22 protein-coding genes are annotated in these 23,947 nt (G+C 62.6%); 19 read left to right on the top strand and 3 right to left on the bottom strand.

Features of this window, described 5'->3' with window-relative positions:
• The first annotated feature begins 214 nt into the window (after positions 1-214).
• Complete coding sequence (locus tag ACF8MC_RS13875; RefSeq protein WP_039567912.1) at positions 215-367, top strand: Hok/Gef family protein; 153 nt, start codon at positions 215-217, stop codon at positions 365-367.
• A 123-nt stretch (positions 368-490) separates the two neighbouring features.
• Here ACF8MC_RS13875 and metK read toward each other — a convergent pair whose 3' ends face one another.
• The gene (gene metK, locus ACF8MC_RS13870) at positions 491-1,645 is read right to left on the bottom strand and encodes a methionine adenosyltransferase (RefSeq protein ID WP_033654692.1); all 1,155 of its coding nucleotides are present in this window, start codon (positions 1,643-1,645) and stop codon (positions 491-493) included.
• Between the two features lie 909 nt (positions 1,646-2,554).
• On the opposite strand from metK, the gene speA reads away from it, so the two are divergent.
• The 3 genes from speA to ACF8MC_RS13855 all read left to right on the top strand — a co-directional run bounded on the left by speA (position 2,555) and on the right by ACF8MC_RS13855 (position 6,133).
• Complete coding sequence (speA, locus tag ACF8MC_RS13865) at positions 2,555-4,531, top strand: biosynthetic arginine decarboxylase (RefSeq protein WP_047570584.1); 1,977 nt, start codon at positions 2,555-2,557, stop codon at positions 4,529-4,531.
• A 194-nt stretch (positions 4,532-4,725) separates the two neighbouring features.
• Positions 4,726-5,646 carry an agmatinase gene (speB, locus tag ACF8MC_RS13860; protein ID WP_004937606.1) on the top strand — a complete coding sequence of 307 codons (921 nt, stop codon included), beginning with the start codon at positions 4,726-4,728 and terminating at the stop codon, positions 5,644-5,646.
• A 334-nt stretch (positions 5,647-5,980) separates the two neighbouring features.
• Entirely contained in the window at positions 5,981-6,133 is a 153-nt protein-coding gene (locus ACF8MC_RS13855; RefSeq protein WP_033638576.1) for a Hok/Gef family protein, read from the top strand.
• 109 nt (positions 6,134-6,242) lie between these two features.
• Here ACF8MC_RS13855 and ACF8MC_RS13850 read toward each other — a convergent pair whose 3' ends face one another.
• Positions 6,243-7,484, bottom strand: coding sequence for an MFS transporter (locus tag ACF8MC_RS13850; protein ID WP_049212884.1), 1,242 nt, complete (start codon positions 7,482-7,484; stop codon positions 6,243-6,245).
• Between the two features lie 399 nt (positions 7,485-7,883).
• Here ACF8MC_RS13850 and ACF8MC_RS13845 point away from each other — a divergent pair, with 399 nt between their 5' ends.
• From ACF8MC_RS13845 to ACF8MC_RS13780, 14 genes are all read left to right on the top strand, one after another.
• A complete protein-coding gene (locus tag ACF8MC_RS13845; protein ID WP_033632120.1) occupies positions 7,884-8,201 on the top strand; it encodes a non-heme iron oxygenase ferredoxin subunit in 318 nt (105 codons plus the stop codon).
• A gap of 2 nt (positions 8,202-8,203) precedes the next feature.
• Positions 8,204-8,512 carry a recombinase-like helix-turn-helix domain-containing protein gene (locus ACF8MC_RS13840; protein WP_004937617.1) on the top strand — a complete coding sequence of 103 codons (309 nt, stop codon included), beginning with the start codon at positions 8,204-8,206 and terminating at the stop codon, positions 8,510-8,512.
• Between the two features lie 20 nt (positions 8,513-8,532).
• Positions 8,533-9,576: an aromatic ring-hydroxylating dioxygenase subunit alpha gene (locus ACF8MC_RS13835; RefSeq protein WP_164105256.1), complete on the top strand. Its 1,044-nt coding sequence runs from the start codon at positions 8,533-8,535 to the stop codon at positions 9,574-9,576.
• On the top strand, positions 9,573-10,328 hold the full coding sequence (locus ACF8MC_RS13830) for an SDR family oxidoreductase (protein WP_033635901.1): 756 nt from the start codon (positions 9,573-9,575) through the stop codon (positions 10,326-10,328). The genes ACF8MC_RS13835 and ACF8MC_RS13830 overlap by 4 nt, the downstream gene beginning before the upstream one ends.
• Positions 10,329-10,364: 36 nt before the next feature.
• Positions 10,365-11,159 (top strand): IclR family transcriptional regulator, encoded by a 795-nt coding sequence (locus tag ACF8MC_RS13825; RefSeq protein ID WP_004937625.1) that lies wholly within the window; start codon positions 10,365-10,367, stop codon positions 11,157-11,159.
• A 109-nt stretch (positions 11,160-11,268) separates the two neighbouring features.
• Complete coding sequence (locus ACF8MC_RS13820) at positions 11,269-12,210, top strand: VOC family protein (RefSeq protein WP_049195187.1); 942 nt, start codon at positions 11,269-11,271, stop codon at positions 12,208-12,210.
• A complete protein-coding gene (locus tag ACF8MC_RS13815; protein WP_060388217.1) occupies positions 12,207-13,418 on the top strand; it encodes an NAD(P)/FAD-dependent oxidoreductase in 1,212 nt (403 codons plus the stop codon). Before ACF8MC_RS13820 ends, ACF8MC_RS13815 begins: the two co-directional genes overlap by 4 nt.
• 23 nt (positions 13,419-13,441) lie before the next feature.
• Positions 13,442-14,698, top strand: a complete 1,257-nt coding sequence (locus ACF8MC_RS13810; protein ID WP_033635897.1) for an MFS transporter — start codon at positions 13,442-13,444, stop codon at positions 14,696-14,698.
• Between the two features lie 32 nt (positions 14,699-14,730).
• Positions 14,731-15,255: a cupin domain-containing protein gene (locus ACF8MC_RS13805; RefSeq protein ID WP_004937634.1), complete on the top strand. Its 525-nt coding sequence runs from the start codon at positions 14,731-14,733 to the stop codon at positions 15,253-15,255.
• Positions 15,255-16,073 (top strand): alpha/beta fold hydrolase, encoded by an 819-nt coding sequence (locus tag ACF8MC_RS13800; RefSeq protein WP_164105257.1) that lies wholly within the window; start codon positions 15,255-15,257, stop codon positions 16,071-16,073. The genes ACF8MC_RS13805 and ACF8MC_RS13800 overlap by 1 nt, the downstream gene beginning before the upstream one ends.
• A complete protein-coding gene (locus ACF8MC_RS13795) occupies positions 16,070-16,864 on the top strand; it encodes an SDR family oxidoreductase (protein ID WP_049235414.1) in 795 nt (264 codons plus the stop codon). The genes ACF8MC_RS13800 and ACF8MC_RS13795 overlap by 4 nt, the downstream gene beginning before the upstream one ends.
• A 15-nt stretch (positions 16,865-16,879) precedes the next feature.
• Entirely contained in the window at positions 16,880-17,674 is a 795-nt protein-coding gene (locus ACF8MC_RS13790) for an aspartate dehydrogenase (RefSeq protein WP_033635893.1), read from the top strand.
• Between the two features lie 16 nt (positions 17,675-17,690).
• Positions 17,691-19,160, top strand: coding sequence for an aldehyde dehydrogenase (locus ACF8MC_RS13785; RefSeq protein ID WP_164105258.1), 1,470 nt, complete (start codon positions 17,691-17,693; stop codon positions 19,158-19,160).
• 52 nt (positions 19,161-19,212) lie between these two features.
• On the top strand, positions 19,213-20,853 hold the full coding sequence (locus tag ACF8MC_RS13780) for a thiamine pyrophosphate-binding protein (RefSeq protein WP_033654701.1): 1,641 nt from the start codon (positions 19,213-19,215) through the stop codon (positions 20,851-20,853).
• Positions 20,854-20,894: 41 nt separating this feature from the next.
• On the opposite strand, the gene ACF8MC_RS13775 is transcribed toward ACF8MC_RS13780, so the two are convergent.
• Entirely contained in the window at positions 20,895-21,647 is a 753-nt protein-coding gene (locus ACF8MC_RS13775; RefSeq protein ID WP_033654702.1) for a M48 family metallopeptidase, read from the bottom strand.
• 238 nt (positions 21,648-21,885) lie between these two features.
• Here ACF8MC_RS13775 and tkt point away from each other — a divergent pair, with 238 nt between their 5' ends.
• Positions 21,886-23,880: a transketolase gene (gene tkt, locus ACF8MC_RS13770; protein WP_033632127.1), complete on the top strand. Its 1,995-nt coding sequence runs from the start codon at positions 21,886-21,888 to the stop codon at positions 23,878-23,880.
• Positions 23,881-23,947: the final 67 nt, after the last annotated feature.

Here is a 23,947-nt window from a genome sequence, read left to right as displayed (position 1 = left end):
CAAAAACGATATTGCGTGCGAAAAGGAACGCGAGGCGTGTCGGTGAGATGAATATACTGCGGGCGGGTGCTCTGGATCTTTGTCTCTGGAGCTTCTGCGAAAGGTACAAAGAGAAAAGCCCCGAGTCGATATCCATCAACCCGAGGCCTACTCTAACGCGTCACAACGTTAAGTTAGCCTCTTACCCGCCGCGAGGCAAGGAGAAGAAGGCATGATGCCGAACAAACGCAGCCCGTTAAAACTGGTGATTATTTGTGTCACTGTAATATCACTGGCATGGATAACCCGCAGCACGCTGTGTGAGCTGCGGATCCGAGCGGGCACTACGGAGGTTGCGGCCATTTTGGCTTACGAATCCGAACGGTAAGGCAACCCGGCGGCGGGGGCGGTGCCTCCGCCGGCCGGCAGTCGATGCGTTGATCCAGGAGCACCCATCCGCTCAAAAAAAACGGCGAGCCAGGGCTCGCCGTTTTCATGTTGATGTCGGGGCTTATTTCAGGCCGGCGGCATCGCGCAGCAGCGCGGCTTTGTCGGTCGCTTCCCACGGGAAGTGCTCGCGGCCGAAGTGGCCGTAGGCAGCGGTTTCGCGGTAGATCGGCTGCAGCAGATCCATCATCTGGATCAGGCCATATGGGCGCAGATCGAAGAATTCGCGCACCAGCAGCGTCAGCTGTTCGGTTGGCACTTTCTCGGTACCGAAGGTTTCCACCATGATGGAGGTCGGTTCCGCTACGCCGATAGCGTAAGACACCTGGATTTCGCAACGATCGGCCAGGCCGGCGGCAACGATATTTTTTGCCACGTAGCGTGCCGCGTAAGCCGCGGAACGGTCAACCTTGGACGGATCCTTACCGGAGAAGGCGCCGCCGCCGTGGCGCGCCATGCCGCCGTAGGTGTCGACGATGATCTTACGGCCGGTCAGGCCGCAGTCGCCCATTGGGCCGCCGATAACGAAACGGCCGGTCGGGTTGATGTGGTATTTGGTGCCCGCCGTCAGCCATTCCGCCGGCAGGACCGGTTTGATGATCTCTTCCATCACCGCTTCTTGCAGATCTTTCAGCGCGATGTCTTCGGAATGCTGGGTGGACAGCACCACGGCGTCGATGCCGACGATTTTGCCGTCGTCGTACTGGAAGGTCACCTGGCTCTTCGCGTCCGGACGCAGCCACGGCAGGGTGCCGTTTTTACGCACTTCGGACTGGCGCTGCACCAGACGGTGCGCGTAGGTCACCGGGGCCGGCATCAGCACGTCGGTTTCGTTGGTGGCGTAGCCAAACATCAAGCCCTGATCGCCGGCGCCCTGCTCGAGAGGATCGGTACGGTCAACGCCCTGATTGATATCCGGGGATTGTTTGCCGATGGCGCTCAATACTGCGCAGGAGTTGGCGTCAAAGCCCATGTCCGAATGAACGTAGCCGATCTCGCGCACGGTCTTGCGGGTGATCTCTTCGATATCGACCCAGGCGCTGGTGGTGATTTCACCGCCGACCAGCACCATGCCGGTTTTCACGTAGGTTTCGCAGGCGACGCGCGCCTTCGGATCTTGTTCCAGGATGGCGTCGAGGACGGCATCGGAGATCTGATCGGCGATTTTATCGGGATGTCCTTCGGAGACGGATTCGGACGTGAAGAGGTGTTTAGCCATTGTGTTCTTTACCTTGCATAAGACGGGTTAGAAATTACTGCACAGCGCTGGAGATCCGGCATCAAAGCGAAGGGTCTTCCGCTGATGGCGCGAGATGCATCCTGCAACGCCCCTCAGGCAAAGCCGTTAAGCAGTTTATCAGTTAACCAGTATAGATGGATTAACATCTGGACGTCTATTTTAGGTCAGGGTTTAGCCAGATTGCCAGTAATTTTTTGCGCTTTCGCTCTTTTGCGCAAACGGGTTGGCGCCATTTTCATCGCTTGAAACAGTTTTCGGCGAATTTTCATTTTGCTTTTTCACCTGCTTACCGGTATAAACTGCGCGCGCGGTTCATTTGCTGCACAGTACGGCGGTCTTGAGTGGGGGAAGGCGCGATAAACTTCCGCTTTGCATTCGCCGCCGTTGCGCTATTATCCGTCGCAGGCGTTCGCCGTGAGCGCCGCCGCTTCATCGAACGGTCACGTTCTTACACTATTTTAGAGGCTTGGTCGTTCACTCCGAACGGCGCGCGTGGAGGTGGTTGGATTAATGATCCGTTGTCTACCGGTTGTTGGTTCCCAACAGCAGTGCCGTTCTGGCGCACATTCTTCTGCTATTTCCCGTCTTGTCTCTTTGTCACTTACCAGGTGCGATAAACACTTGGCCGCTACTCAGGATTCTCGGGCCGGCTAACGGTCGTCTGAAGAACTGAACAAGGGTAGCCTGCAGCCTTCCTGTGGGATGTTTCTTGGCCCGATTCACGAGGTTTGAACAGGGTGTCTTACAATTATATGAGTGATAAACCGATCGCTGACCGCGAACGGCGGTTCTCTTCGCTGCCGCCAGCACGGCTTGTTGGGTTGTTCTCGCGGGTGGTAGCTGCGATAGTGGCTGACGGTTTCGTCAGTGCGGAATGTGAGGCGAACCATGTCTGATGATCTGTTGATTCACCGCCCGCCGGTTGCGGGCGAGTCTTTATCTTTGCGCTCCATGCAGGAGGTTGCCATGAATGATCGTAATGCCAGCAAGATGCTGCGTACTTATAACGTCGCCTACTGGGGCAACAATTACTATGACGTCAACGAGCTGGGCCATATCAGCGTGTGCCCGGACCCGGATGTCCCGCAGGCGCGCGTCGATCTGGCAGAACTGGTGAAAACGCGCCAGCAAGACGGCCAACGTTTGCCTGCGCTGTTCTGCTTCCCGCAGATCCTTCAGCATCGCCTGCGTTCGATCAACGCCGCGTTTAAACGCGCGCGTGAGTCTTTCGGTTACCAGGGCGGCTATTTCCTGGTGTATCCGATCAAGGTGAACCAACATCGCCGCGTGATTGAGTCGCTGGTGAACTCTGGCGAACCGCTGGGGCTGGAAGCCGGCTCCAAGGCCGAGCTGATGGCGGTGCTGGCGCATGCCGGCATGACCCGCTCGGTGATCGTCTGTAACGGCTATAAAGATCGTGAATATATTCGCCTGGCGCTGATCGGCGAAAAACTGGGGCATAAGGTGTACCTGGTGATCGAGAAGATGTCCGAGATCAACCTGGTGCTGGAAGAGGCTGAGCGGCTGAACGTGGTGCCGCGCCTGGGCGTGCGTGCGCGCCTGGCGTCGCAGGGCTCCGGCAAATGGCAGTCGAGCGGCGGCGAAAAATCCAAGTTCGGTCTGGCGGCGGTGCAGGTGCTGAAGCTGGTGGAAACCCTGCGCGAAGCGGGCCGTCTCGACAGCCTGCAACTGCTGCATTTCCACTTGGGCTCGCAGCTGGCCAACATTCGCGATATCGCCACCGGCGTGCGCGAATCGGCGCGCTTTTACGTTGAACTGCACAAGCTGGGCGTCAACATTCAGTGCTTCGACGTGGGCGGCGGCTTGGGCGTCGACTACGAAGGCACCCGCTCGCAGTCCGACTGCTCGGTGAACTACGGCCTGAACGAATACGCCAACAACGTGATTTGGGGTATCGGCGATGCCTGTAACGAACACGGCCTGCCGCACCCGACGGTGATCACCGAGTCCGGCCGCGCCGTGACCGCGCACCATACGGTGCTGGTTTCCAACGTGATCGGCGTCGAGCGCAACGAATTCAGCGAACCGTTGCCGCCGGAAGCGGACGCGCCGCGCGCGCTGGAAAGCATGTGGGAAACCTGGCTGGAAATGAACGAGCCGGAGAACCGCCGCTCGCTGCGCGAATGGCTGCACGACAGCCAGATGGATCTGCACGACGTGCATACCCAATACGCGCACGGCATGCTGGATCTGACCAAGCGTGCCTGGGCCGAGCAGCTGTATCTGAACATCTGCAACAAGATCCAGCAGCAGCTCGATCCGAGCAACCGCGCGCACCGTCCAATCATCGACGAGCTGCAAGAGCGCATGGCGGACAAGTTCTACGTCAACTTCTCGCTGTTCCAGTCGATGCCGGATGCCTGGGGTATCGATCAGCTGTTCCCGGTGCTGCCGCTGGAAGGGCTGGATAAGCCGCCGGAAGGCCGTGCGGTGCTGCTCGACATCACCTGCGATTCCGACGGCACTATCGACCATTACGTCGACGGCGACGGCGTGGCGACCACCATGCCGATGCCGCCGTACGATCCGGAGAACCCGCCGGTGCTGGGCTTCTTCATGGTCGGCGCGTACCAGGAGATCCTCGGCAACATGCACAACCTGTTCGGCGACACCGCCTCGGTTGACGTGTACGTGTTCCCGGACGGCAGCGTCGAGACCGAGTTGTCCGACGAGGGCGACACCGTGGCGGATATGCTGGAGTACGTGCAGCTCGATCCGGGTGCGCTGCTGGCCAAGTTCCGCGATCAGGTCAAAGAAACCGATCTGGACAGCGAGCTGCAGGCGCAATTCCTGGAAGAGTTTGAAGCCGGCCTGTACGGCTACACGTATCTGGAAGACGAGTAACTGCCCTCTTCAGGCGGGCGATATCGGCCCCCTTGAAGCATGGATAAAATGCGGCCATAATCAGCCGTATCGGTAGCACCGAAACAAACATCGAACAAATCCCTTTCTCGTCGGGCTAACGACGCGGGAGGGATTTTTTTTTGTAACGGCCCGGCGTCTGCGCCCGGCAACTTGTTGAACTACGAGGGTTTACTATGAGCACCTTAGGCCATCAGTCCGATAATTCATTAGTGTCCAACGCCTTTGGTTTCCTGCGCTTTCCGCTGAACTTCATGCCTTACGACAGCGATGCAGAGTGGGTCATCACCGGCATTCCGTTTGACATGGCGACCTCCGGTCGCGCCGGCGGCCGTCACGGCCCGGCGGCTATTCGTCAGGTGTCCACCAACCTGGCCTGGGAAGGCAACCGCTGGCCGTGGAGCTTCGATCTGCGCGATCGGCTGAACGTGGTTGACTGCGGCGATATCGTGTTCAACTTCGGCGACGCGCAAGACATGAGTGACAAGCTGCAGGCGCACGCGGAGAAACTGCTGAAGGCCGGTAAGCGCATGCTCTCGTTCGGCGGCGACCACTTCGTGACCCTGCCGCTGCTGCGCGCGCACGCCAAGCATTTCGGCAAGCTGGCGCTGGTGCACTTCGACGCCCACACCGATACCTACGCCAACGGCAGCAAGTTCGACCACGGCACCATGTTCTACCATGCCCCGAACGAAGGCTTGATCGATCCGCACCACTCGGTGCAGATTGGCATCCGTACCGAGTTCGATCATGACAACGGTTTTACCGTGCTGGACGCCGCGCAGGTGAACGATCGCAGCGTGGACGATCTGCTGACCCAGATCAAGGGCATCGTCGGCGATATGCCGGTGTATCTGACCTTCGACATCGACTGCCTGGATCCGGCGTTCGCACCGGGCACCGGCACGCCGGTGATCGGCGGCCTGACCTCCGATCGCGCGCTGAAGCTGGTGCGCGGCATGCAGTCGCTGAACATCGTCGGCATGGACGTGGTGGAAGTGGCGCCGGCTTATGACCAGTCCGAGATCACCGCGCTGGCCGCGGCGACCCTGGGCCTGGAGATGCTGTACCTGCAGGCGGCCAAGAAACACGCCTGACGCCAGGCCACTCCTCGCTGAAAAAGCGGCCTCCATCGTATGGGGGCCGCTTTTTTATTGCATTTGTCGCCTCCGCGCTGCGATTTTCAGCCTGTTGCAACGCCTTTGCGCAATCCTGCGCAGAAATGAAACTGAGTCAGAGAAAAGGAAACGGGACAACGGAGAGGATGAATATACTGCGCGCGGGTGCTCTGGATCTTTGTATCTGGAGCCTGCGTGAAAGGTACAAAGAGAAAAGCCCCGAGTCGATATCCATCAACCCGAGGCCAACTCTAACGCCAGACAACGTTAAGTTAGCCTCTTACCCGCCGCGAGGCAAGGAGAAGAAGGCATGATGCCGAACAAACGGAGCCTGTTAAAATTGGTGGTTATTTGTGCCACGGTAATATCACTGGCATGGATAACTCGCAGCACGCTGTGTGAGCTGCGGATCCGATCGGGCAATACGGAGGTTGCGGCCATTTTGGCTTACGAATCCGAACGGTAAGGCAACCCGGCGACGGGGATGTTCCCCGTCTGCTGGCTGTTGGCGTCCAGATCCACGAGCACCCTCTCAACGCTTTCGGTTTTCCGCCGCACAGGGCAGAGAAACGGGTTTATGCCCGCTTCATCTGCTGTGCCAGCAACATGCGGCCAAACAGCGCGCCGCCCGCCAGCAGCGTCAGCAGCTGCGAGGCGATCAGCACCGCAAAGCCTGAAGACACCTTGCCCTGGCTGGCCATCACCATGCCCATCGCCATCGGCACAAACGCCGAGAACAGATTGCCGATGCCGTTGATCAGCCCATAGGCGCTGCCGACCGCCTCCGGCCGCGCATAATGTTGCAGCAGCGTGGGTATCGCCGCGCCCTGCGCCCCCCAACAGGCGTTGGCCGCCAGCAGGAAGAAGGCGATCCAGCCAAGCTGATGGCTGTGCATCACGCCATAAATGCACAGCGCGGTCGCTGCGCCGCCGCAGACGAAGATCAGCGGCGCCTGATAAGGGCGGATACGATCGAGCAACACGCCACCGAGGTATTTGGAGGCGATGCTGACGATGAAAGGCAGCGCGGCCATCCAGCCCATCTGCTTGATGGAAAACCCCTTTTCATCGGTCAGATACGCCGGCAGCCAGGCGCTGGAGCCCCACAGGTAGCTGAGCGTGGCGATCTCGATCAGCAGGATCCAGCCGAGCATCGGCGTGCGCCAGGCCAGTGCAAAGGTGCGCCAGACGCGGTTGAGCACCGGTTGCGGATCGGCAGGGCGTGAAGATGAGGATAAGGGGAGCGGGTGAACGAACAGCCGCACCAGCGCCAGCCCCAGCAGCAGATTGAGCAGCGCCAGCAGGTGAAACGACATCGCCCAACCGAAGTGCGCCATCAGAAAACTCACCAGCGGAAAGCCGAGCACCAGCCCCAACGAAACGCCCAGCGCGCTGACCGCGTTGGGCTTGCCGCGCTCGTCGGCGGCGAAATGGTCGCCGATGTACATGGTCTTCAGCGAGAACAGCGGCCCTTCGCTGACGCCAAGCAGCGCGCGCACCACGCACAGCAGCATCAGCGAGCCCGCCAGCGGCGAGGCGGCGGTGAGCAGCGCCCACAGTACCACGCTCAGCGTCAGCGCGCGGCGGTAGCCCATCAGCGTTTCCAGAAAAGGCGTCAGCAACATGGCGGACAGCCCGTAGCCGAGCAAAAACACCGTCATCAGCGTGCCCTGGTGAGCGCGGTCACCGCCAAGTTGGAAGTGTTGCAGGAAGTCGGGATTGACCAACATCACGGCGATATTGACCCGATCCGCATAGGCGATAACGATCAGAAACAGCAGGGCGATCACTCCAAACCAGCGTTGACGTTGTTGCACGGCGCGTTCCTCAGTGCGAGCGGTTGACGAATTCAGGCAGCAGCAAACTCACCCGAGGATGCCAGTTAGCGCAAACGCGGGAGGATGAGGCTGATTGATGTAAAATTATTGTTATCAAATAGGGTGTGAAAGACAGAGAGAAAACACTTTTACGCGCAATGCGTCGCCGGAATCAACGCGTTTTTTGCCATAAATTAGCAGGGGAGCGCACAACTGACATAGGTTTTTCATATCGGTGCATTATTTCGTGATCCTTCCCGCATTTGTCATTTTTAAACAACCTTTCATTAACATTTGCCGTTCCGCTCGCTTGACGAAAGTTTCGCCACACTTATAGTGACTGTATTAAATAAGAAACTGAGTTTCATATATGAAACAATCAGATAGAGGATAAAAGCAATGAGCTGGAAGAATGTGTGCGAAGTGTCTCAGGTGAAAGAAGATTTTCCTTTTTCCGGCAACGTGGAAGGAAAAGAGATCGGGGTATACCTGCTCGACGGTAACTACTACGCGCTGGAAGACGTCTGCCCGCATGCCTATGCCTTGCTCAGCCAGGGGTTTGTAGACGACGGCAAGGTTGAGTGCCCGCTGCACGAAGCGCTGTTTGACGTGCGCACCGGCCAGTGCCTGCGCGAGCCGGGCGGCCGCGATCTGCAAACCTATCCCACCCGGGTGGTCGACAACCAAATCCAGATCACCTTTATCGCGGAGGAGTAATCATGCAGCACATCACCGATTTCAATCCCTGGCTGCCGGACACCCAACAGGTGACGCCGGCCCGCGAAGGCGGCAACGGTCAAATCCATCAGCCGGGCCAATTTCGCAACGTGATCTGGCAAAACCGTGCTCGTGTGCCGGACGGTTTCGAAACCGCCCTGGTGGCGGCGCTGGAAACGATCTTCGATCAGGGCGCGGAAGAGCTGGAGCAGATCGTCAGCGCGTTGAATCAGCGCCGCCTGTTCGATCGCAGCGGCCAACCGTGGAATGAGGCGACGTTCCGCGAATTCCTTCACGTTAACGGTTTCTGAGCCACATCCGGGAGAAGACAATGACAGCAAATACAACATCCTCCGAACAGAGCTTGCAGGACTATCTTGACCAGGGGCTGCGCGGCATGTGGTATCCGGTGCTGGCCAGCTGGGAAGTGGGCAACAATCCGGTCGGCATCACCCGTCTGGAGCAGCAAATCGTGGTGTGGCGCGACGGTGAAGGCCAGATCCACGCGTTGGAAGACCGCTGCCCGCACCGCGGCGCGCGGCTTTCCATGGGATGGAACCTCGGCGATCGCATCGCCTGCTGGTATCACGGGGTGGAGGTCGGCGGCGACGGTACGGTGAAAGACGTGCCGGCGGTGGATCGTTGCCCGCTGGTGGGCCAAAAATGCCTGCGGTCTTACCCGGCCAAAGAAGCCTACGGCGCGGTGTTCCTCTATTTCGGCGTGACGGCGGATGAAGCGCCGGCGGAGCTGACTTTCCCGCAAGAGCTGGCGGACGAAGCGTCGTACAGCAATTTCCTGTGCACTGCCAGCTGGAACTGCAACTACCAATACGCCTTGGAAAACGTGATGGATCCGATGCACGGCACCTACCTGCACTCCTCCTCGCACTCGATGGCGGAAGGGGACCGCAAGGCGGATATGGGGCTGGAGCCGACCGACAGCGGGTTTATCTTCAAGAAGAACGGCCAGATTGGCGTCAACTTCGACTGGGTGGAGTTCGGCAACAGCGGCGCGTATTGGATGCGCCTGTCGATCCCGTACAAAAAGCGCTTCGGGCCGGGCGGTCACTTCTGGATCATCGGCATGGTGGTGCCGGAAGACAAGGATCACTGCCGGGTATTCTTCTGGCGCATCCGTAAGGTCAAAGACTGGCAGCGCGACATGTGGCGCTTCATGTACCGCAACCGCCTGGAGTCGCTGCATTGGGACGTGCTTGAGCAGGATCGCATCGTGCTTGAGAACATGGCGCCTAACGCCCGCGGCCACGAATATCTGTACCAGCACGACGTCGGCCTTTCGCGCCTGCGCCGCCTGATGCAAAAAGAGGCGCAGAAACAGCTGGCGACGCTGCGCGAGCGGGAGGCAGCGCAGTGAACGGCCTGTTGAACGGTAAACGCATCGTGGTCACCGGGGCGGCGCGCGGCCTGGGCTACAGCTTCGCCGCCGCCATCGCCGCCGCCGGCGCGCAGGTGGTGATGTGCGACATTCTGGCGGATGAGCTGGCGGCGAGCGGCGCCGCGCTGCGTGAGCAGGGCGCTCAGGTGGAAACGCAGACCATCGATCTGGCGTCACCGGATTCGATCCGTTCGGCGTTCGAGAAGATCGCTGCAGGCGGCGGGATCGACGGTCTGGTGAACAACGCGGCGTTGGCGACCGGCGTCGGCGGCAAAACCATGATGGAATACGATATCGATCTGTGGGATCGGGTGATGCAGGTCAACGTGCGCGGCACCTGGCTGGTGAGCCAGGCGGCGGTGCCGCTGCTGGCGCGCAGCCCGCACGCCAAGATCGTCAACGTGGCGTCGGACACTGCGCTGTGGGGGGCGCCGCGCCTGATGGCCTATGTCGCCAGCAAAGGCGCGCTGATCGCGATGACCCGATCGATGGCGCGCGAGCTGGGCCCGCAGGGGATCTGCGTCAACGCCATCGCGCCGGGCCTGACGCGGGTGGAAGCCACCGAGTATGTGCCCGCCGAGCGCCATCAGCTGTACGAGCAGGGGCGCGCGCTGGCCGGGGCGCAGCACCCGGACGATGTGAACGGTACGGTGCTTTATCTGCTGTCGCCGCTGGCGGATTTCGTCACCGGCCAACTGCTGCCGGTCAACGGCGGCTTCGTATTCAACTGAGGCCCGCAGGGCCGGCGCACAGCGCAGGAGCGAGAGATGGCGGACGAGCAAGCATGTAAGTATCTGATCCCGGGGCTGGATCGCGGGTTGCAGCTGCTGCTGGCGTTTGGCGAGCAGCATAAGGAAATGACCTTCGCCGAGTTGCATCGCCTGGTCGATATGCCGAAGGCCACCGCCTACCGTGTGGTGCAGACGCTTGAGCACCTGGGCTTTCTGGAACGCAATCCGCGCACCAACACCTTTGCGCTCGGCATCAAGGTGCTGCGCCTCGGCTTTGAATACATCGCGTCGCTGGACGTGGCGCAGGCCGGCCAGCCGGTGATCGAGCAGCTGCGCGATCGCAGCCAGTGCAGCAGTCATCTGGCGATCCGCGATGGGCGCGACGTTATCTACATCGCCCGCGTCAGCGCCGCCGGTTCGCAGATCAATCAGGTCAGCGTCGGCACTCGCTTGCCGGTGCATCAAACCTCGCTCGGCCGCATGCTGTTGACCAGCGCCACCCGCAGCGAGTTCGAACAACTTTATCCGGACGCGCAGCTGCCGGGCAATGCGCCGGGCACCCCGGCGGATCGCGAAACGCTGTGGCAGATGGTGCAGCAAGACAAAGCGCGCGGCTATGTGATCGGCGAGTCGTTCTTCCGCCACGGCATCTCCTCGATCGTCTACCCGATCTTCAACCGCGAGCAGCGGGTCGAGGCGGTGGTCAGCATCATGGTGCCGTCCGATGAGATCCCGAAAGCGGATCGCGAGCGGCTGCGCATGGAAGTACGCGACGCGGCGGAGAAAATTTCCGGCTTCCTCGGCGCGCCGCCGCAGGCCAACGTCGGCTAACCGACAGGACCGACTCTTTTACTCAGGCAGGGATAAGGCCCGTAGCAAATAGGGGCCGGGGTTGACTCATGCCTGAAAACCGTATGCAGCGAGAACGTGAGGCTGAACAATGAGCGTAATCGGAATCGAAAAACTGGAATTTGGCGTCGAAGATCTGCCAACCTGCGAAAAATTCATGCAAGACTTCGGCCTGCAGCCCGCCACGCAACATTGGGGCGAACCGCAGCGCGAATTCACCACCCTGAGCGGGGCGCGTGTCGTCCTGCATCCGTTGCAAAGCGCGGCGCTGCCTGCGGCGTTTGAGGGCGGTTCAACCCTGCGCCGCATGACCTGGGGCGTGGCCTCGCCCGCCGAGCTGGCGCGCCTGCAGCCGCGTTTGGCGTTGATGCCCGGCTTCCGGCAGGTGGGAGAAGAGCTGGAATGCCTCGATCCCAACGGCATGACGCTGCGCTTCGTCGTCAGCCGCCAGCAGGCGGTCGAGGTGCCGGTCACGCCGATCAACCAATGGGGCGACGTGCGCCGCATCGATCAACCCAGCCCGGTCTATTCGCAGGCGCAGCCGATCAACATTGGCCACGTGGTGTTCTTCGTTGAGGATCTGGCGGCGACCGAGCGTTTCTATCGCGAGCTGTTGGATTTCCAGGTTTCCGATCGCTATATCGATCGCGCCGTCTTCCTGCGTACCCAGGCGCGCGGCGGCCACCATAACCTGTTCCTGCTGAAACTGCCGAACCGTCCACGCGGCCTGAACCACGTGGCGTTCACCGTGCGCGATATCCACGAAGTGATCGGCGGCGGCATCGCCATGAACAAGGAGAAGTGGAGCACCTTTATCGGCCCCGGCCGCCACCCGATCTCCTCGGCTTATTTCTGGTACGTCAACAGCCCGACCGGCGGGGCGTTCGAGTACTACACCAACGACGATTATCTGACGGAAAACTGGCAGCCGCGCGAGCTGGAGCATTCGTTGGTCTCCTTCACCGAATGGGCGGTAGAGGGCGGCATCGATCACGACACGCGCCGCCAGCATAAAAAGGCGGAGGCGTTATGAACCGGCCGGAACACGCGGGCATCGTCATCGTCGGCGGCGGCCAGGCCGGCGGCTGGGCGGCCAAGACGCTGCGCGATCGCGGTTACAGCGGCCGGCTGACGGTGGTCAGCGACGAACCCTACGATTTTTACGAGCGGCCGCCGCTGTCGAAAGCGGCGCTGCTGGATGCCGCGGCTCCCCTCAGCCGGCTGTTCAGCGAACAGACGGTGGCGGAGCTGAATATCGACTGGCGCCGCCCGCTGCGCGCCGAGTCCATCGATGCAGAACAGCAAATCGTCACGCTCAGCGACGGGCAACGGCTGCAGTTCGAGCAGTTGCTGATCGCCACCGGCGGTCGGCCGCGTTTGCCGGGCGCCGCCTGGGCGCAGCACCCGCGCGTGATGACGCTGCGTTCCTGGGACGATGCGGCTCGGTTGCGGCAGGGCCTGCAGGGTTGCGGGCGCCTGGCGATCGTCGGCGGCGGTTGGATCGGGCTTGAGATCGCCGCTTCCGCGCGCCGTCTCGGCGCCAAGGTGACGGTGTTTGAACGCCAGCCCGCGCTGTGCATGCGCAGCGTCGGCGCCGACGTTTCACAGGCGTTGCTCGAACTGCATCGTCAGCAGGGCGTCACGGTGCTGTGCGGCTGCGGCGAGATCTCGTTGGAAGATCGCGATGGCGCCGCCTGGATCGGCAGCGAAGTCAGCGATCCGCAGGCCTTCGACCTGGTGGTGGTGGGGATCGGCGTCGAGCTGAATCTCGAACTGGCGCGCAGCGCCGGGCTGGCGATCGAGTCCGGCATCGTGGTCGACGGCCAGGGGCGCACCAGCCATCCGGCGATCTTCGCCGCCGGCGACGTGGCGCGCCACCCGACGCTCGGCCTGTGCCTGCAGTCCTGGGCCTACGCGCAAAATCAGGCCATCAGCACCGCCTGCGCGATGCTCGACGCCTTCGCCGCACCGTATGACGACGTGGCCTGGCTTTGGTCGGATCAATACGACGCCAATATCCAGATCCTCGGCGTGCCGAGCGGCGGCGTGCACCATGTGGTGCGCCGCACGCCGCAGTCGCAGGTGTTCTTCACGCTGAACGCCGATCGGCAGCTGGTGCAGATGGTGGCGTTCAACGATGCGCGCACCATCAAGCTCGGCAAGCGTTGGCTGGCGAGCGGCCGGGTGCTGGATCCGCAGCAGCTGGCGGATGCGGAGTTTTCTTTGATGGCGTTGAAATAACGCCCGAACCTCGGGAGCGTTTTATGACTACGCAAGACATTGACGCCCGCGCTGGACGGGCGGGGGAAGCCGTTGCCGAAAATCCGCAGCAGCGGGTGCGCTGGTCGGTGCCGATCGCGCTGTTCGCCTGCGTGCTGCTGGCGTTTTTCGACAAGATCAGCATCGCAGCGCTGTTTTCCGATAGTGAGTTTCAGCAGGCGTTGGGCATCGGGTTTGACCCGGCGCGGCTGGGCTTGCTGATGAGCGCGTTTCTGTTCTCCTACGGCATTTCCTCGATGCTGCTCAGCGGCATCGGCGATCGGCTTAATCCGGTCAAGGTATTGATTGGCATGATGGTGGTGTGGGGCGTGCTGATGGTGTTGATGGGGATGACGCGTTCCTATCACGCCATGATGACGCTGCGCATTCTGCTCGGCATCGCCGAAGGGCCGCTGCTGCCGATGGCCTACGCCATTATTCGTCAGGCCTTCCCGCCGCAGCTGCAGGCGCGCGCCACCATGCTGTGGCTGCTCGGCACGCCGCTGGGCGCCGCGCTTGGCTTCCCGGTCACCCTGTACATCCTCAATACCTTCGACTGGCAGGCCACCTTCTTCTTTATGGCGTTTCTGACGCTGCCGGTGATGTTGCTGGTGCTGTTCGGCATGCGCCACCTGAACGTCGCGCGCCCGGCGGCGGCAACCAAGCCGGCGGTGTCCGAACGCAAACAGCATCGCCGCGAGCTGCTGCGCAGCCCGCACTTTTGGATGATCTGCCTGTTCAACATCGCCTTCCTGACCTACCTGTGGGGCATGAACGGCTGGTTGCCGAGCTATCTGATCAAGGGGAAAGGCATTCATCTGGAGCATGCCGGTTACCTCTCTTCGCTGCCGTTCATCGCCATGCTGCTCGGCGAAGTGCTGGGCGCCTGGCTGTCGGACAAGCTGGATCGGCGCGCGCTGGCCTGTTTCCTGTCGCTGTGCGGCGCCGGCCTCGGTCTGGCGGTGGTGCTGCACCTGCAGGGCACCTACAGCGTAATCGCCGCCATGGCCTTCAGCACCTTTATGTGGGGCGCCGGCGCGCCGAATATTTTCGCGCTGTTGGCGAAGGCGACCAGCAGCAAGGTCAGCGCCACCGCCGGCGGCATCTTCAACGGGTTGGGCAATTTTGCCGGCGCGCTGGCGCCGGTGCTGATGGGGGCGTTGATCGCCGCTACCGGCAATATGGATAACGGCCTGCTGTTCCTGGTGGTGATGGCTTTCGTCGGCTGCCTCATTCTGCTGCCGTTACTGAGAAAGTACTGATTAATCAATCGATTCAACAGAGGAGTGACAACATGTCTCAGGTTGAGAACAAAGCCGGCGTCAAGCCGCAGGATCTGTCGATGGAAAACTGGGTGGAGTCGCGCATCGCCCGTTTCGAAGGCCGTAAATACGACTGGAACGCGCTGAAATTCCAGGCCGACTTTGATCCGAAATACCGCCGTGCGCAGATGCGCTACATCGGCACCGGCGCCACCGGCGTGGCCAGCGACGCCAACACCATTCCGGCGGGCAACTTCACCTTCTCCACCATGGTGCTGCCGTCGAAGTGCGAGGGCCCGCTGCACCTGCACGACGACGTGGAGGAAGTGTTCTTCATGCTGAAAGGCAGCATCACGCTGATGATTCAGGATGGGGAAGAGTATTACGAGACCAGGCTGAAAGAGCGCGATCTGATCTCGGTGCCGGCGGGGGTATATCGTGGCCTGTTCAACCACGGTGAGGAAGAGGCGCTGATGTGCGTGATGCTCGGCACCGCCAAGCCGGAGATCCCAACCTATCCGGCGGATCATCCGCTATCCAAAGTGAAGCGCAACTGATGAACGGCCTGGCGCAACGCCAACGGGCGCGCTGCGGGGCGTATACCCTGAGCTGGCGCGAGGCCGGGCAGGGGCGGCCGGTGGTGTTGCTGCACGGCATCAGCTCCGGATCGGCCTCGTGGATCAAGCAGCTCAACGATAGCGGCCTGACGGATGGCCACCGTCTGTTGGCGTGGGACGCGCCGGGCTACGGCGGCAGCCTGCCGTTGGCGGATCCGCAGGCCGATGCCGCCGGTTATGCGGCGGCGTTGGCGGCGCTGATTGATGAGCTGCAGCTGGCGCAGCCGCTGATCGTCGGCCATTCGCTGGGGGCGCTGATCGGCAGCGCCTATGCCGCCGGCTATCCGGACGGGTTATGCGGATTGGCGTTGGCGGATCCGGCGCAGGGCTATGCCATGGTGCCGGAGGAAAAACGCCGGCAGGTCTATGGCCAGCGCCAACAGATGATAGAGACGCTGGGGCCGGTGGGCTACGGCGAGCAGCGGGCGGCGGCCTTGCTGCGTGAAGGGGCGGATCCGCAGGACATCGCCTGGGTGCGCAACGGCATGCAGCAGCTCGATCCCGACGGCTTTCTGAGAGCAGCCTGGATGCTGGCCAACGACGATATCGGCCGCTATCTGGCGCGCTATCGCGGCCCGCTGGAGGTGTGGTGTGGTGAACAGGATCGCATTACGCCGCCGGAGAAGGCGGCCGAGCTGGCGCGTGAGCAGGACGCGATGCTGCGTTTGATCGCCGCCGCCGGCCATGCCAGCTACCTCGACGCGCCGGCGTGTTTCAACCGCTATCTGCGGGACTTTACGGGAGCAATCCAACGATGAATTTTCAGCTTGAAAACCGGGTGGCGGTGGTGACCGGCGGCTCGTCGGGCATCGGTTTCGAAACCCTGAAGCTGCTGCTGGCCGAAGGGGCGAAGGTGGCGTTCTGCGGCCGCGATCCGGACAAACTTGCCGGCGCGGAGGCCAGCCTGCGTGCGGACTTCCCGCAGGCGGAGATCCTGGCGCTGCGCTGCGACGTGCTGGACGCGCAGCAGGTGGCGCAGTTCGCCGCTCAGGTGACGGCGCATTTCGGCGGCGTGGATCTGCTGATCAACAACGCCGGTCAGGGCTTCGTCGCCCATTTTGACCAGACGCCGCGCGAAGCCTGGCTGCATGAGGCCGAGCTGAAGCTGTTCGGCGTGATCAACCCGGTGCAGGCGTTCTTACCGGCGCTGGAACGGTCGGCGATCGCGTCTATCACCTGCGTGAACTCGCTGCTGGCGCTACAGCCGGAAGAACACATGATCGCCACCTCGGCGGCGCGCGCCGCGCTGCTCAACATGACGCTGACGCTGTCGAAAGAGCTGGTGGGCAAAGGCATTCGCGTTAACTCGATCTTGCTGGGGATGGTGGAGTCAGGCCAGTGGCGCCGCCGTTTCGACGAGCGCAGCGATAAAGATCAAAGCTGGGAACAGTGGACGGCGGCGATCGCCGAACGGCGCGGCATCCCGATGAAGCGCCTGGGCAAGCCGCAGGAGCCGGCGCAGGCGCTGCTGTTCCTCGCCTCGCCGCTGGCTTCCTTTACCACCGGCGCGGCGCTGGACGTATCCGGCGGCTTTAACCGCCATGTGTAGCAGGGGCCGATAAAGATGAAGAAGATCATGATGATTGGCTACGGCGCGATGGCGAAGGAAGTGATCGCCCGTTTGCCGGAAGGCGTGGAGGTTGGCTGGATCCTGGCGCGCGCGGCTCATCATGCGGCGATCGCCGCGGCCTTTGGCGGGCGGGTGCAGGCGCTGACCCATCCCGAGCAGTGTTTGCAGCGGCCGGATCTGGTGCTGGAGTGCGCCAGCCAGCAGGCGGTGGCGGAGTTCGGCGAAGCGGTGCTGCAGCGCGGCTGGCCGCTGGCGCTGATCTCGACCGGCGCGCTGGCGGACGCCGCATTGCAACAGCGGCTGCAGCAGGTTTGCCGCCGCCATCACGGGCAGCTGATCGTGCTGTCCGGTGCGGTGGCGGGGATGGATGGGCTGGCGTCGGCGCGCGAAGGCGGGCTGGAGAGCGTGACTTATCAGGCCAGCAAAAGCCCGGCCAGCTGGCGAGGCAGCCCGGCGGAGCAGCTGATCGACCTCGATGCGGTGAGCGAAGCGCAGGTATTTTTTGAAGGCTCGGCGCGCGAAGCGGCGCGTTTGTTCCCGGCCAATGCCAACGTGGCGGCCACCATTGCGCTCAACGGTCTGGGGATGGACGCCACCCGGGTGCGCCTGCAGGTCGATCCCGCCACCCGGCGCAATACCCATCGTCTGCAGGTATGCGGCGACTTTGGCGAATTTCACATCGAGCTGAGCGGCACCCCGCTGGCAAGCAATCCCAAAACATCAACCCTGGCGGCGCTGAGCGCGGTACAAGCCTGCCGCCGTCTGGTGGACGGCGGTTTTATTGCCTGAACGGCAGGAGCGGAGCATGGAACGATTGAATATTTTTGTCGCCGGGCGCTGGCGTGAAGGGCGTGGCGAAGAGATGGCTTCGGTATTCCCGGCCGACGGCAGCGTCAACGCGCGGCTGCGCGCCGCCAACGTCGAGGACGTGAACGAGGCGGTGGAAGCGGCGGAGCGCGCCTGGCGCGCGCCGGAATGGCGCGGGCTGGTGCCGCATCAACGCGCCTCGATCCTCTACCGCGTCAGCAACCTGATCCTGGCGCAGCAGGAGCAGTTGGCCGAGCTGCAAACCCGCGACAACGGCAAGCCGCTGGCCGAGACCCGTGGGCTGGTGGCCAGCGCGGCGGCGACCGCGCGCTACTTCGCGGCCGCCTGCGAGGTGTTGGAAGGCGAGCTGCCGACCCCGCGCAGCGCTGAGGTGATGACGCTCAGCCAGTACCAACCGATGGGGGTGATCGCCGCCATTACGCCGTGGAACTCGCCGATCGCCAGCGAAATGCAGAAGGTGGCGCCGGCGCTGGCGGCGGGCAACGCGGTGGTGCTCAAACCGGCCGAAGCCACGCCGTTGATGGCGCTGAAGCTGGCCGAGCTGTTCGAACAGGCGGGCCTGCCGGCCGGGCTGCTCAGCGTGTTGCCGGGCAAAGGTTCGGTGATCGGCGAGGCGTTGGCGCGCCATCCGCTGGTGAAAAAGATCGCCTTTACCGGCGGGACCAGTACCGGGCGCCATTTGGCGCACATCGCCGCCGACAAGCTGATCCCCACTTCGCTGGAATTGGGCGGTAAGTCGCCGACCATCGTGCTGGAGGACGCCGATCTGGAACAGGCGGCGCGCGGCATCTGCTATGGCATTTTCAGCTCCGCCGGCCAGGCATGCATCGCCGGTTCGCGGCTGTTCGTGCATCGTTCGCTGTATCAGCCGCTGCTGGCGCGCTTGACCGAACTGACGGCGGGGCTGCGCATCGGCAACCCGCTGGTGCCGGGCGTGCATCTCGGCCCGCTGATCAGCGCCAAACATCGGCAAAGCGTAGCGGACTACGTGGCGCTGGCGCGGCAGGAGGGCGGCCGGGTGATCATCGGCGGCGAAGTGCCGGCCGATCCGCTACTGGCGAGCGGCAGCTATTACCTGCCGACCATTATCGAAGGCTTGAACAACGACGCCCGCGTTTGCCAGGAAGAGATCTTCGGCCCGGTGCTGGTGGCGCTGCCGTTCGACGACGAGCAACAGCTGACTGAACAGGCTAACGACTCGGTGTACGGCCTGGCGGCCGGCATCTGGAGCCGCGACTTCCCTCGTGCGATGGCGCTGGCGGAGCGGCTGGAAACCGGCACCGTCTGGGTCAACACCTACAAAACGTTCTCGATTTCCACGCCGTTCGGCGGCTTCAAGGAGAGCGGGCTGGGCCGCGAAAAAGGCCTGAACGGCATCAAGGCCTACATGCAGCAGAAAAGCGTGTATCTGGCGCTGAGCCATCAGGTGAGTCGCTGGAGCGACTAGGCCGACACCTCTACGCATAACCCTAATAACGAATACCCTAAGAAGGCAGATGATGAGCGATAAAATCACGGTTGGCGAGGCGATAGCCCGGACTCTGGAACAGTACGCGGTGTCGGCGATGTACGGCATCATTTCGATTCATAATCTGCCGATCGCCGATGCGGTGGGGCAGCGCGATAAAATTCGCTTCGTGCCGGCGCGCGGCGAAGCGGGGGCGGTCACCATGGCCGACGCGCACGGGCGCTTCTCCGGCCTGGGCGTGGCGTTGACCAGCACCGGCGCCGGCGCCGGCAACGCGGTGGGGGCGATGATTGAGGCGCTCAACGCCAACACGCCGCTGCTGCATATCACCGGCCAGGTGGAAAAAGCCTATCTGGACGCCGACGCCGGTTTTATTCATGAAACCCGCGATCAGCTCGGCTTCCTGCGCGCCTGCTCCAAACGCGCTTACCGGGTCAATTCGCCGGAGCAGGCGGTGGCGGTGATCCAGCGGGCGATCCTGGATGCGCAAACCGTGCCCTGCGGCCCGGTGGCGGTCGAGATCCCGATCGATATTCAAAGCAGCCTGGTTTCCCGTTCGGTGCTGACCGAGCCGTTGGCGCCGGCGCCGCTGCCGAAGGCGGACGATGCGGCGGTGGAACGGCTGCATCAGCGGCTGAAACAGGCCAAGCGTCCGCTGCTGTGGTTGGGGGGCGGCGCCTTGGCCTGCGGCGACGCGGTGCGCAAGCTGGCGGACGCCGGCGTAGCGGTGATCTCCAGCACCCACGGGCGCGGCATTCTGCCGGACAGCCATCCGCGCAGCCTGCGGGCGTTCCATAACTCACCGAGCATCGAAGCGATCCTGACGCAGTGCGATCTGACGCTGGTGGCCGGTTCGCGCCTGCGCAGTAATGAAACCCGCACCTGGACGCTGCCGCTGCCGCGCCCGCTGGTGCAGATTGACATCGATCCGGCGGCGGCCAACCGCAACTATCTGGCCGATGAACAGATCAACGGCGACTGTGCGGCGCTGCTGGCGGCGCTGGCGGCGCGGCTGAGCCCCGGCGAGAAGGTCAACGCCGAGTGGGATGCCGAGATCGCGGGGGCGGTGCAGCAGGCGGAGAGCGCGCTGCGCCAGCAGTCCGGCGAATACGCCAAACTCAACGACGCCATCGACGCCGCGCTGCCGCAGGACGGGTTGCTGGTACGCGATATCACCGTTTCCGGCAGCGTCTGGGGCAGCCGGCTGTTCCGGGCGATCTCGCCGCTGTGCAACATTCACTCGCTGGCGGGCGCCATCGGTATGGGGCTGCCGATGGCCATCGGCACCGCGATCGCCAACCCGCAGCGCAAGGTGGTGGGGCTGGTGGGCGACGGTGGTCTGGCGCTGGGCCTGGGCGAGCTGGCGACCATGGCGCAGGAACAGGTGAACATCACCCTGATTATCATGAACGACGGCGGTTATGGCGTGATGCGCGGCATTCAGGACAAGTACTTCGCCGGGCGTCAGTATTACAACGAGCTGCATACGCCGGCCTTTACCCAGATCGCCGAAGCGATGGGGTTGAAAGCCTGGAAGGTGGACGCGGCGTCGCAGTTCAACGGCGTGCTGGCCGAGGCGATCAACTACCCGGGGCCGTCGGTGGTCGAGGTGGACATGAAGCAGGTCGGGCCGCTGACCTTCGCCGGGCCGCCGCAGAAGACGCTGTATTGAGACGATAAAAAACGCCCGGCGATTGCCGGGCGTTCTCGTGGTTATTTCTCTGCCGCGATGCGATCGCGAATGTGCTGAGCGCGCGCTTGGGAAGACGGGTGATCGTCGAACATGCTGCTCTGACGGCCGGCTTCCATCTGGGCCAGTTTTTCGAAGCTGGTGGCCAGGCCATTCGGATCGATGCCGCGCTTTTTCAGCAGATCGAACGAGTAATCATCCGCTTCGCTTTCCTGCTTCTGCGAGAACTGGGCGCTGACCAGCTTCTCGCCGATGTCCGCCAGCTGCGACTGCGACAGCGAGCCGATGACGCCCCCGGCGGAGGACGCCGCGGTGCGCAGCGCCACGGTGCCGTAAGCCACCTGCATCGCCTTGCGGGTGTGGCCCAGCGCCACGTGGCCCATTTCATGGCCCAGCACGCCTTCGACTTCGTTGTCGTTCATCATGTCCATCAGGCCGCTGTAGACGCGGATGCAGCCGTTGGCCATCGCCCAGGCGTTGACGTCTTTGGTCACGTAGACCTTGTAGTTGGCCGGGGTGCCGTTGATGTTGTCGCCCAGCGCCGCGGCGATTTTGTTGAGACGCTTGGCGTAGGTGCTGTCGGCCGGCGCGATTTGTGCCTTGCTGTCCATCTCGGCGCAGGATTTATCACTCAGGGCCTTAACGTCGTTGTTGCTCAGGGTCGCCGCCTGGAACGCCTGCGCGCCGGACTGCATCAAGGTTTCGGTATTCAAGTTTTGACAGCCGGTTGCCAGGGTGGCAATGCCCAACGCAATCAAAGAGGTACGGATCTTCATAACGCCATCTTCCTGTGAAGGTAACAAGGTAAAAGAGTCATTTTGCTTGGAGGAAATCTTGTTGCAAGAGCCTAGTGTACGCCAGCCGGGGCGAGAATAGTGTTATTCCGAAAAAGCGTCCAATCGTGCTAATAAGTGGTGAACTCGCTCTCATTTGGCATTAGGGATTGCCGTTGTGATGTGGAGTCTGAGAAAATAGGGAACTTGACTGCTTTTTTTATCCGACCTGGAGTAAAACATGTCCTCTCGTAAAGAGCTTGCCAACGCCATCCGCGCACTCAGCATGGACGCCGTACAAAAAGCCAATTCCGGCCACCCGGGTGCCCCTATGGGCATGGCGGACATCGCCGAAGTCCTGTGGCGTGACTACCTCAACCACAACCCGACTAATCCGCACTGGGCTGACCGCGACCGTTTCGTGCTCTCCAACGGCCACGGCTCCATGTTGATTTACAGCCTCCTGCACCTCACCGGCTACGACCTGCCGATGCGCGAGCTGGAAAACTTCCGTCAACTGCATTCCAAAACCCCAGGGCACCCGGAGTACGGCTACACCCCGGGCGTTGAGACCACCACCGGCCCGCTGGGCCAGGGCATCGCCAACGCCGTCGGTTTCGCCATCGCCGAACGCACCCTGGCGGCGCAGTTCAACCGCCCGGGCCACGACATCGTCGACCACCACACCTACGCCTTCATGGGCGACGGCTGCATGATGGAAGGCATCTCGCACGAAGTCTGCTCTCTGGCCGGTACCCTCAAGCTCGGCAAGCTGACCGCTTTCTACGATGACAACGGCATCTCCATCGACGGCCACGTCGACGGCTGGTTCACCGACGACACCGCCCTGCGCTTCGAAGCCTACGGCTGGCACGTGGTGCGCAACGTCGACGGCCACAACCCGGACGCCATCAAGGCCGCGATTGAAGAAGCCCGCAAGGTGACCGACAAGCCGTCGCTGCTGATGTGCAAGACCGTTATCGGCTTCGGTTCGCCGAACAAGGCCGGCACCCATGACGTGCACGGCGCCGCGCTGGGCGCCGCCGAAGTGGCCGCCACCCGCGAAGCGCTGGGCTGGAAATACGCCGCCTTTGAAATCCCGCAGGACATCTACGCCCAGTGGGACGCCAAGGAAGCCGGTCAGGCCAAAGAAGCGGCCTGGAACGACAAATTCGCCGCCTACGCCAGGGCCTTCCCGGAGCTGGCCGCCGAGTTCAAGCGCCGCATGAACGGCGAGCTGCCGGCCGACTGGAAAGCCGACGCCAAGGCGTTCGTGGAAAAACTGCAGGCCAACCCGGCCAACATCGCCAGCCGCAAGGCGTCGCAGAACGCGCTGGAAGCGTTCGGCAAGGTGCTGCCGGAGTTCCTGGGCGGCTCTGCCGACCTGGCGCCGAGCAACCTGACCATGTGGTCCGGCTCGAAAGCGCTGAACGTTGACCCGGCGGGCAACTACATTCATTACGGCGTGCGCGAGTTCGGCATGACCGCCATCACCAACGGCATCGCGCTGCACGGCGGCTTCCTGCCGTACTCGGCGACTTTCCTGATGTTCGTGGAATACGCCCGCAACGCGGTGCGCATGGCGGCGCTGATGAAGCTGCGCAACGTGTTCGTCTACACCCACGACTCCATCGGTCTGGGCGAAGACGGCCCGACCCACCAGCCGGTGGAGCAGCTGGCAAGCCTGCGCGTGACCCCGAACATGAGCACCTGGCGCCCGTGCGACCAGGTGGAATCGGCGGTGGCGTGGCAGTACGGCATCGAGCGCAACGACGGCCCGACCACGCTCGTGTTCTCGCGCCAGAACCTGACCCAGCAGCCACGCACCGCAGAGCAGCTGGCGAACGTGTACCGCGGCGGCTACGTGCTGAAAGACTGCGCGGGCACGCCGGACGTCATCCTGATTGCCACCGGCTCCGAAGTGGGCATCACGGTGGAAGCGGCGGACAAGCTGACCGCGGCGGGCCGCAAGGTGCGCGTGGTGTCGATGCCGTCGACCGACGCGTTCGACAAGCAGGATGCGGCGTACCGCGAGTCGGTGCTGCCGGCGGCGGTAACGGCGCGCGTGGCGGTGGAAGCGGGTATCGCGGACTACTGGTACAAGTACGTGGGGCTGAACGGCGCCATCGTGGGCATGACCACCTTCGGTGAGTCGGCGCCGGCGGAGCAGCTGTTCGCCGAGTTCGGCTTCACCGTGGACAACGTGGTGGCCAAGGCGCAGGCGCTGCTGAAGTAAGCGGCATGGCGCCAGCCGATAAGAAAGCCGGTCATCGTGACCGGCTTTTTTTATGGGCGGAACCCGC

This window comes from Serratia sp. LACPHL-BACT-2024-00286, from assembly GCF_043109535.1.
Classification (GTDB): Bacteria; Pseudomonadota; Gammaproteobacteria; order Enterobacterales; family Enterobacteriaceae; genus Serratia; species Serratia sarumanii.
This window is presented reverse-complemented; position numbering and strand designations above follow the sequence as displayed.

Excerpts from the sequence above, each read along its gene's own strand:
- ACF8MC_RS13875 (WP_039567912.1), top strand. The coding sequence starts at position 215 with ATGCCGAACAAACGCAGCCCGTTAAAACTGGTGATTATTTGTGTCACT.
- metK (WP_033654692.1), bottom strand. The coding sequence starts at position 1,645 with ATGGCTAAACACCTCTTCACGTCCGAATCCGTCTCCGAAGGACATCCC.
- speA (WP_047570584.1), top strand. The coding sequence starts at position 2,555 with ATGTCTGATGATCTGTTGATTCACCGCCCGCCGGTTGCGGGCGAGTCT.
- speB (WP_004937606.1), top strand. The coding sequence starts at position 4,726 with ATGAGCACCTTAGGCCATCAGTCCGATAATTCATTAGTGTCCAACGCC.
- ACF8MC_RS13855 (WP_033638576.1), top strand. The coding sequence starts at position 5,981 with ATGCCGAACAAACGGAGCCTGTTAAAATTGGTGGTTATTTGTGCCACG.
- ACF8MC_RS13845 (WP_033632120.1), top strand. The coding sequence starts at position 7,884 with ATGAGCTGGAAGAATGTGTGCGAAGTGTCTCAGGTGAAAGAAGATTTT.
- ACF8MC_RS13840 (WP_004937617.1), top strand. The coding sequence starts at position 8,204 with ATGCAGCACATCACCGATTTCAATCCCTGGCTGCCGGACACCCAACAG.
- ACF8MC_RS13835 (WP_164105256.1), top strand. The coding sequence starts at position 8,533 with ATGACAGCAAATACAACATCCTCCGAACAGAGCTTGCAGGACTATCTT.
- ACF8MC_RS13825 (WP_004937625.1), top strand. The coding sequence starts at position 10,365 with ATGGCGGACGAGCAAGCATGTAAGTATCTGATCCCGGGGCTGGATCGC.
- ACF8MC_RS13820 (WP_049195187.1), top strand. The coding sequence starts at position 11,269 with ATGAGCGTAATCGGAATCGAAAAACTGGAATTTGGCGTCGAAGATCTG.
- ACF8MC_RS13815 (WP_060388217.1), top strand. The coding sequence starts at position 12,207 with ATGAACCGGCCGGAACACGCGGGCATCGTCATCGTCGGCGGCGGCCAG.
- ACF8MC_RS13810 (WP_033635897.1), top strand. The coding sequence starts at position 13,442 with ATGACTACGCAAGACATTGACGCCCGCGCTGGACGGGCGGGGGAAGCC.
- ACF8MC_RS13805 (WP_004937634.1), top strand. The coding sequence starts at position 14,731 with ATGTCTCAGGTTGAGAACAAAGCCGGCGTCAAGCCGCAGGATCTGTCG.
- ACF8MC_RS13800 (WP_164105257.1), top strand. The coding sequence starts at position 15,255 with ATGAACGGCCTGGCGCAACGCCAACGGGCGCGCTGCGGGGCGTATACC.
- ACF8MC_RS13795 (WP_049235414.1), top strand. The coding sequence starts at position 16,070 with ATGAATTTTCAGCTTGAAAACCGGGTGGCGGTGGTGACCGGCGGCTCG.
- ACF8MC_RS13790 (WP_033635893.1), top strand. The coding sequence starts at position 16,880 with ATGAAGAAGATCATGATGATTGGCTACGGCGCGATGGCGAAGGAAGTG.
- ACF8MC_RS13785 (WP_164105258.1), top strand. The coding sequence starts at position 17,691 with ATGGAACGATTGAATATTTTTGTCGCCGGGCGCTGGCGTGAAGGGCGT.
- ACF8MC_RS13780 (WP_033654701.1), top strand. The coding sequence starts at position 19,213 with ATGAGCGATAAAATCACGGTTGGCGAGGCGATAGCCCGGACTCTGGAA.
- ACF8MC_RS13775 (WP_033654702.1), bottom strand. The coding sequence starts at position 21,647 with ATGAAGATCCGTACCTCTTTGATTGCGTTGGGCATTGCCACCCTGGCA.
- tkt (WP_033632127.1), top strand. The coding sequence starts at position 21,886 with ATGTCCTCTCGTAAAGAGCTTGCCAACGCCATCCGCGCACTCAGCATG.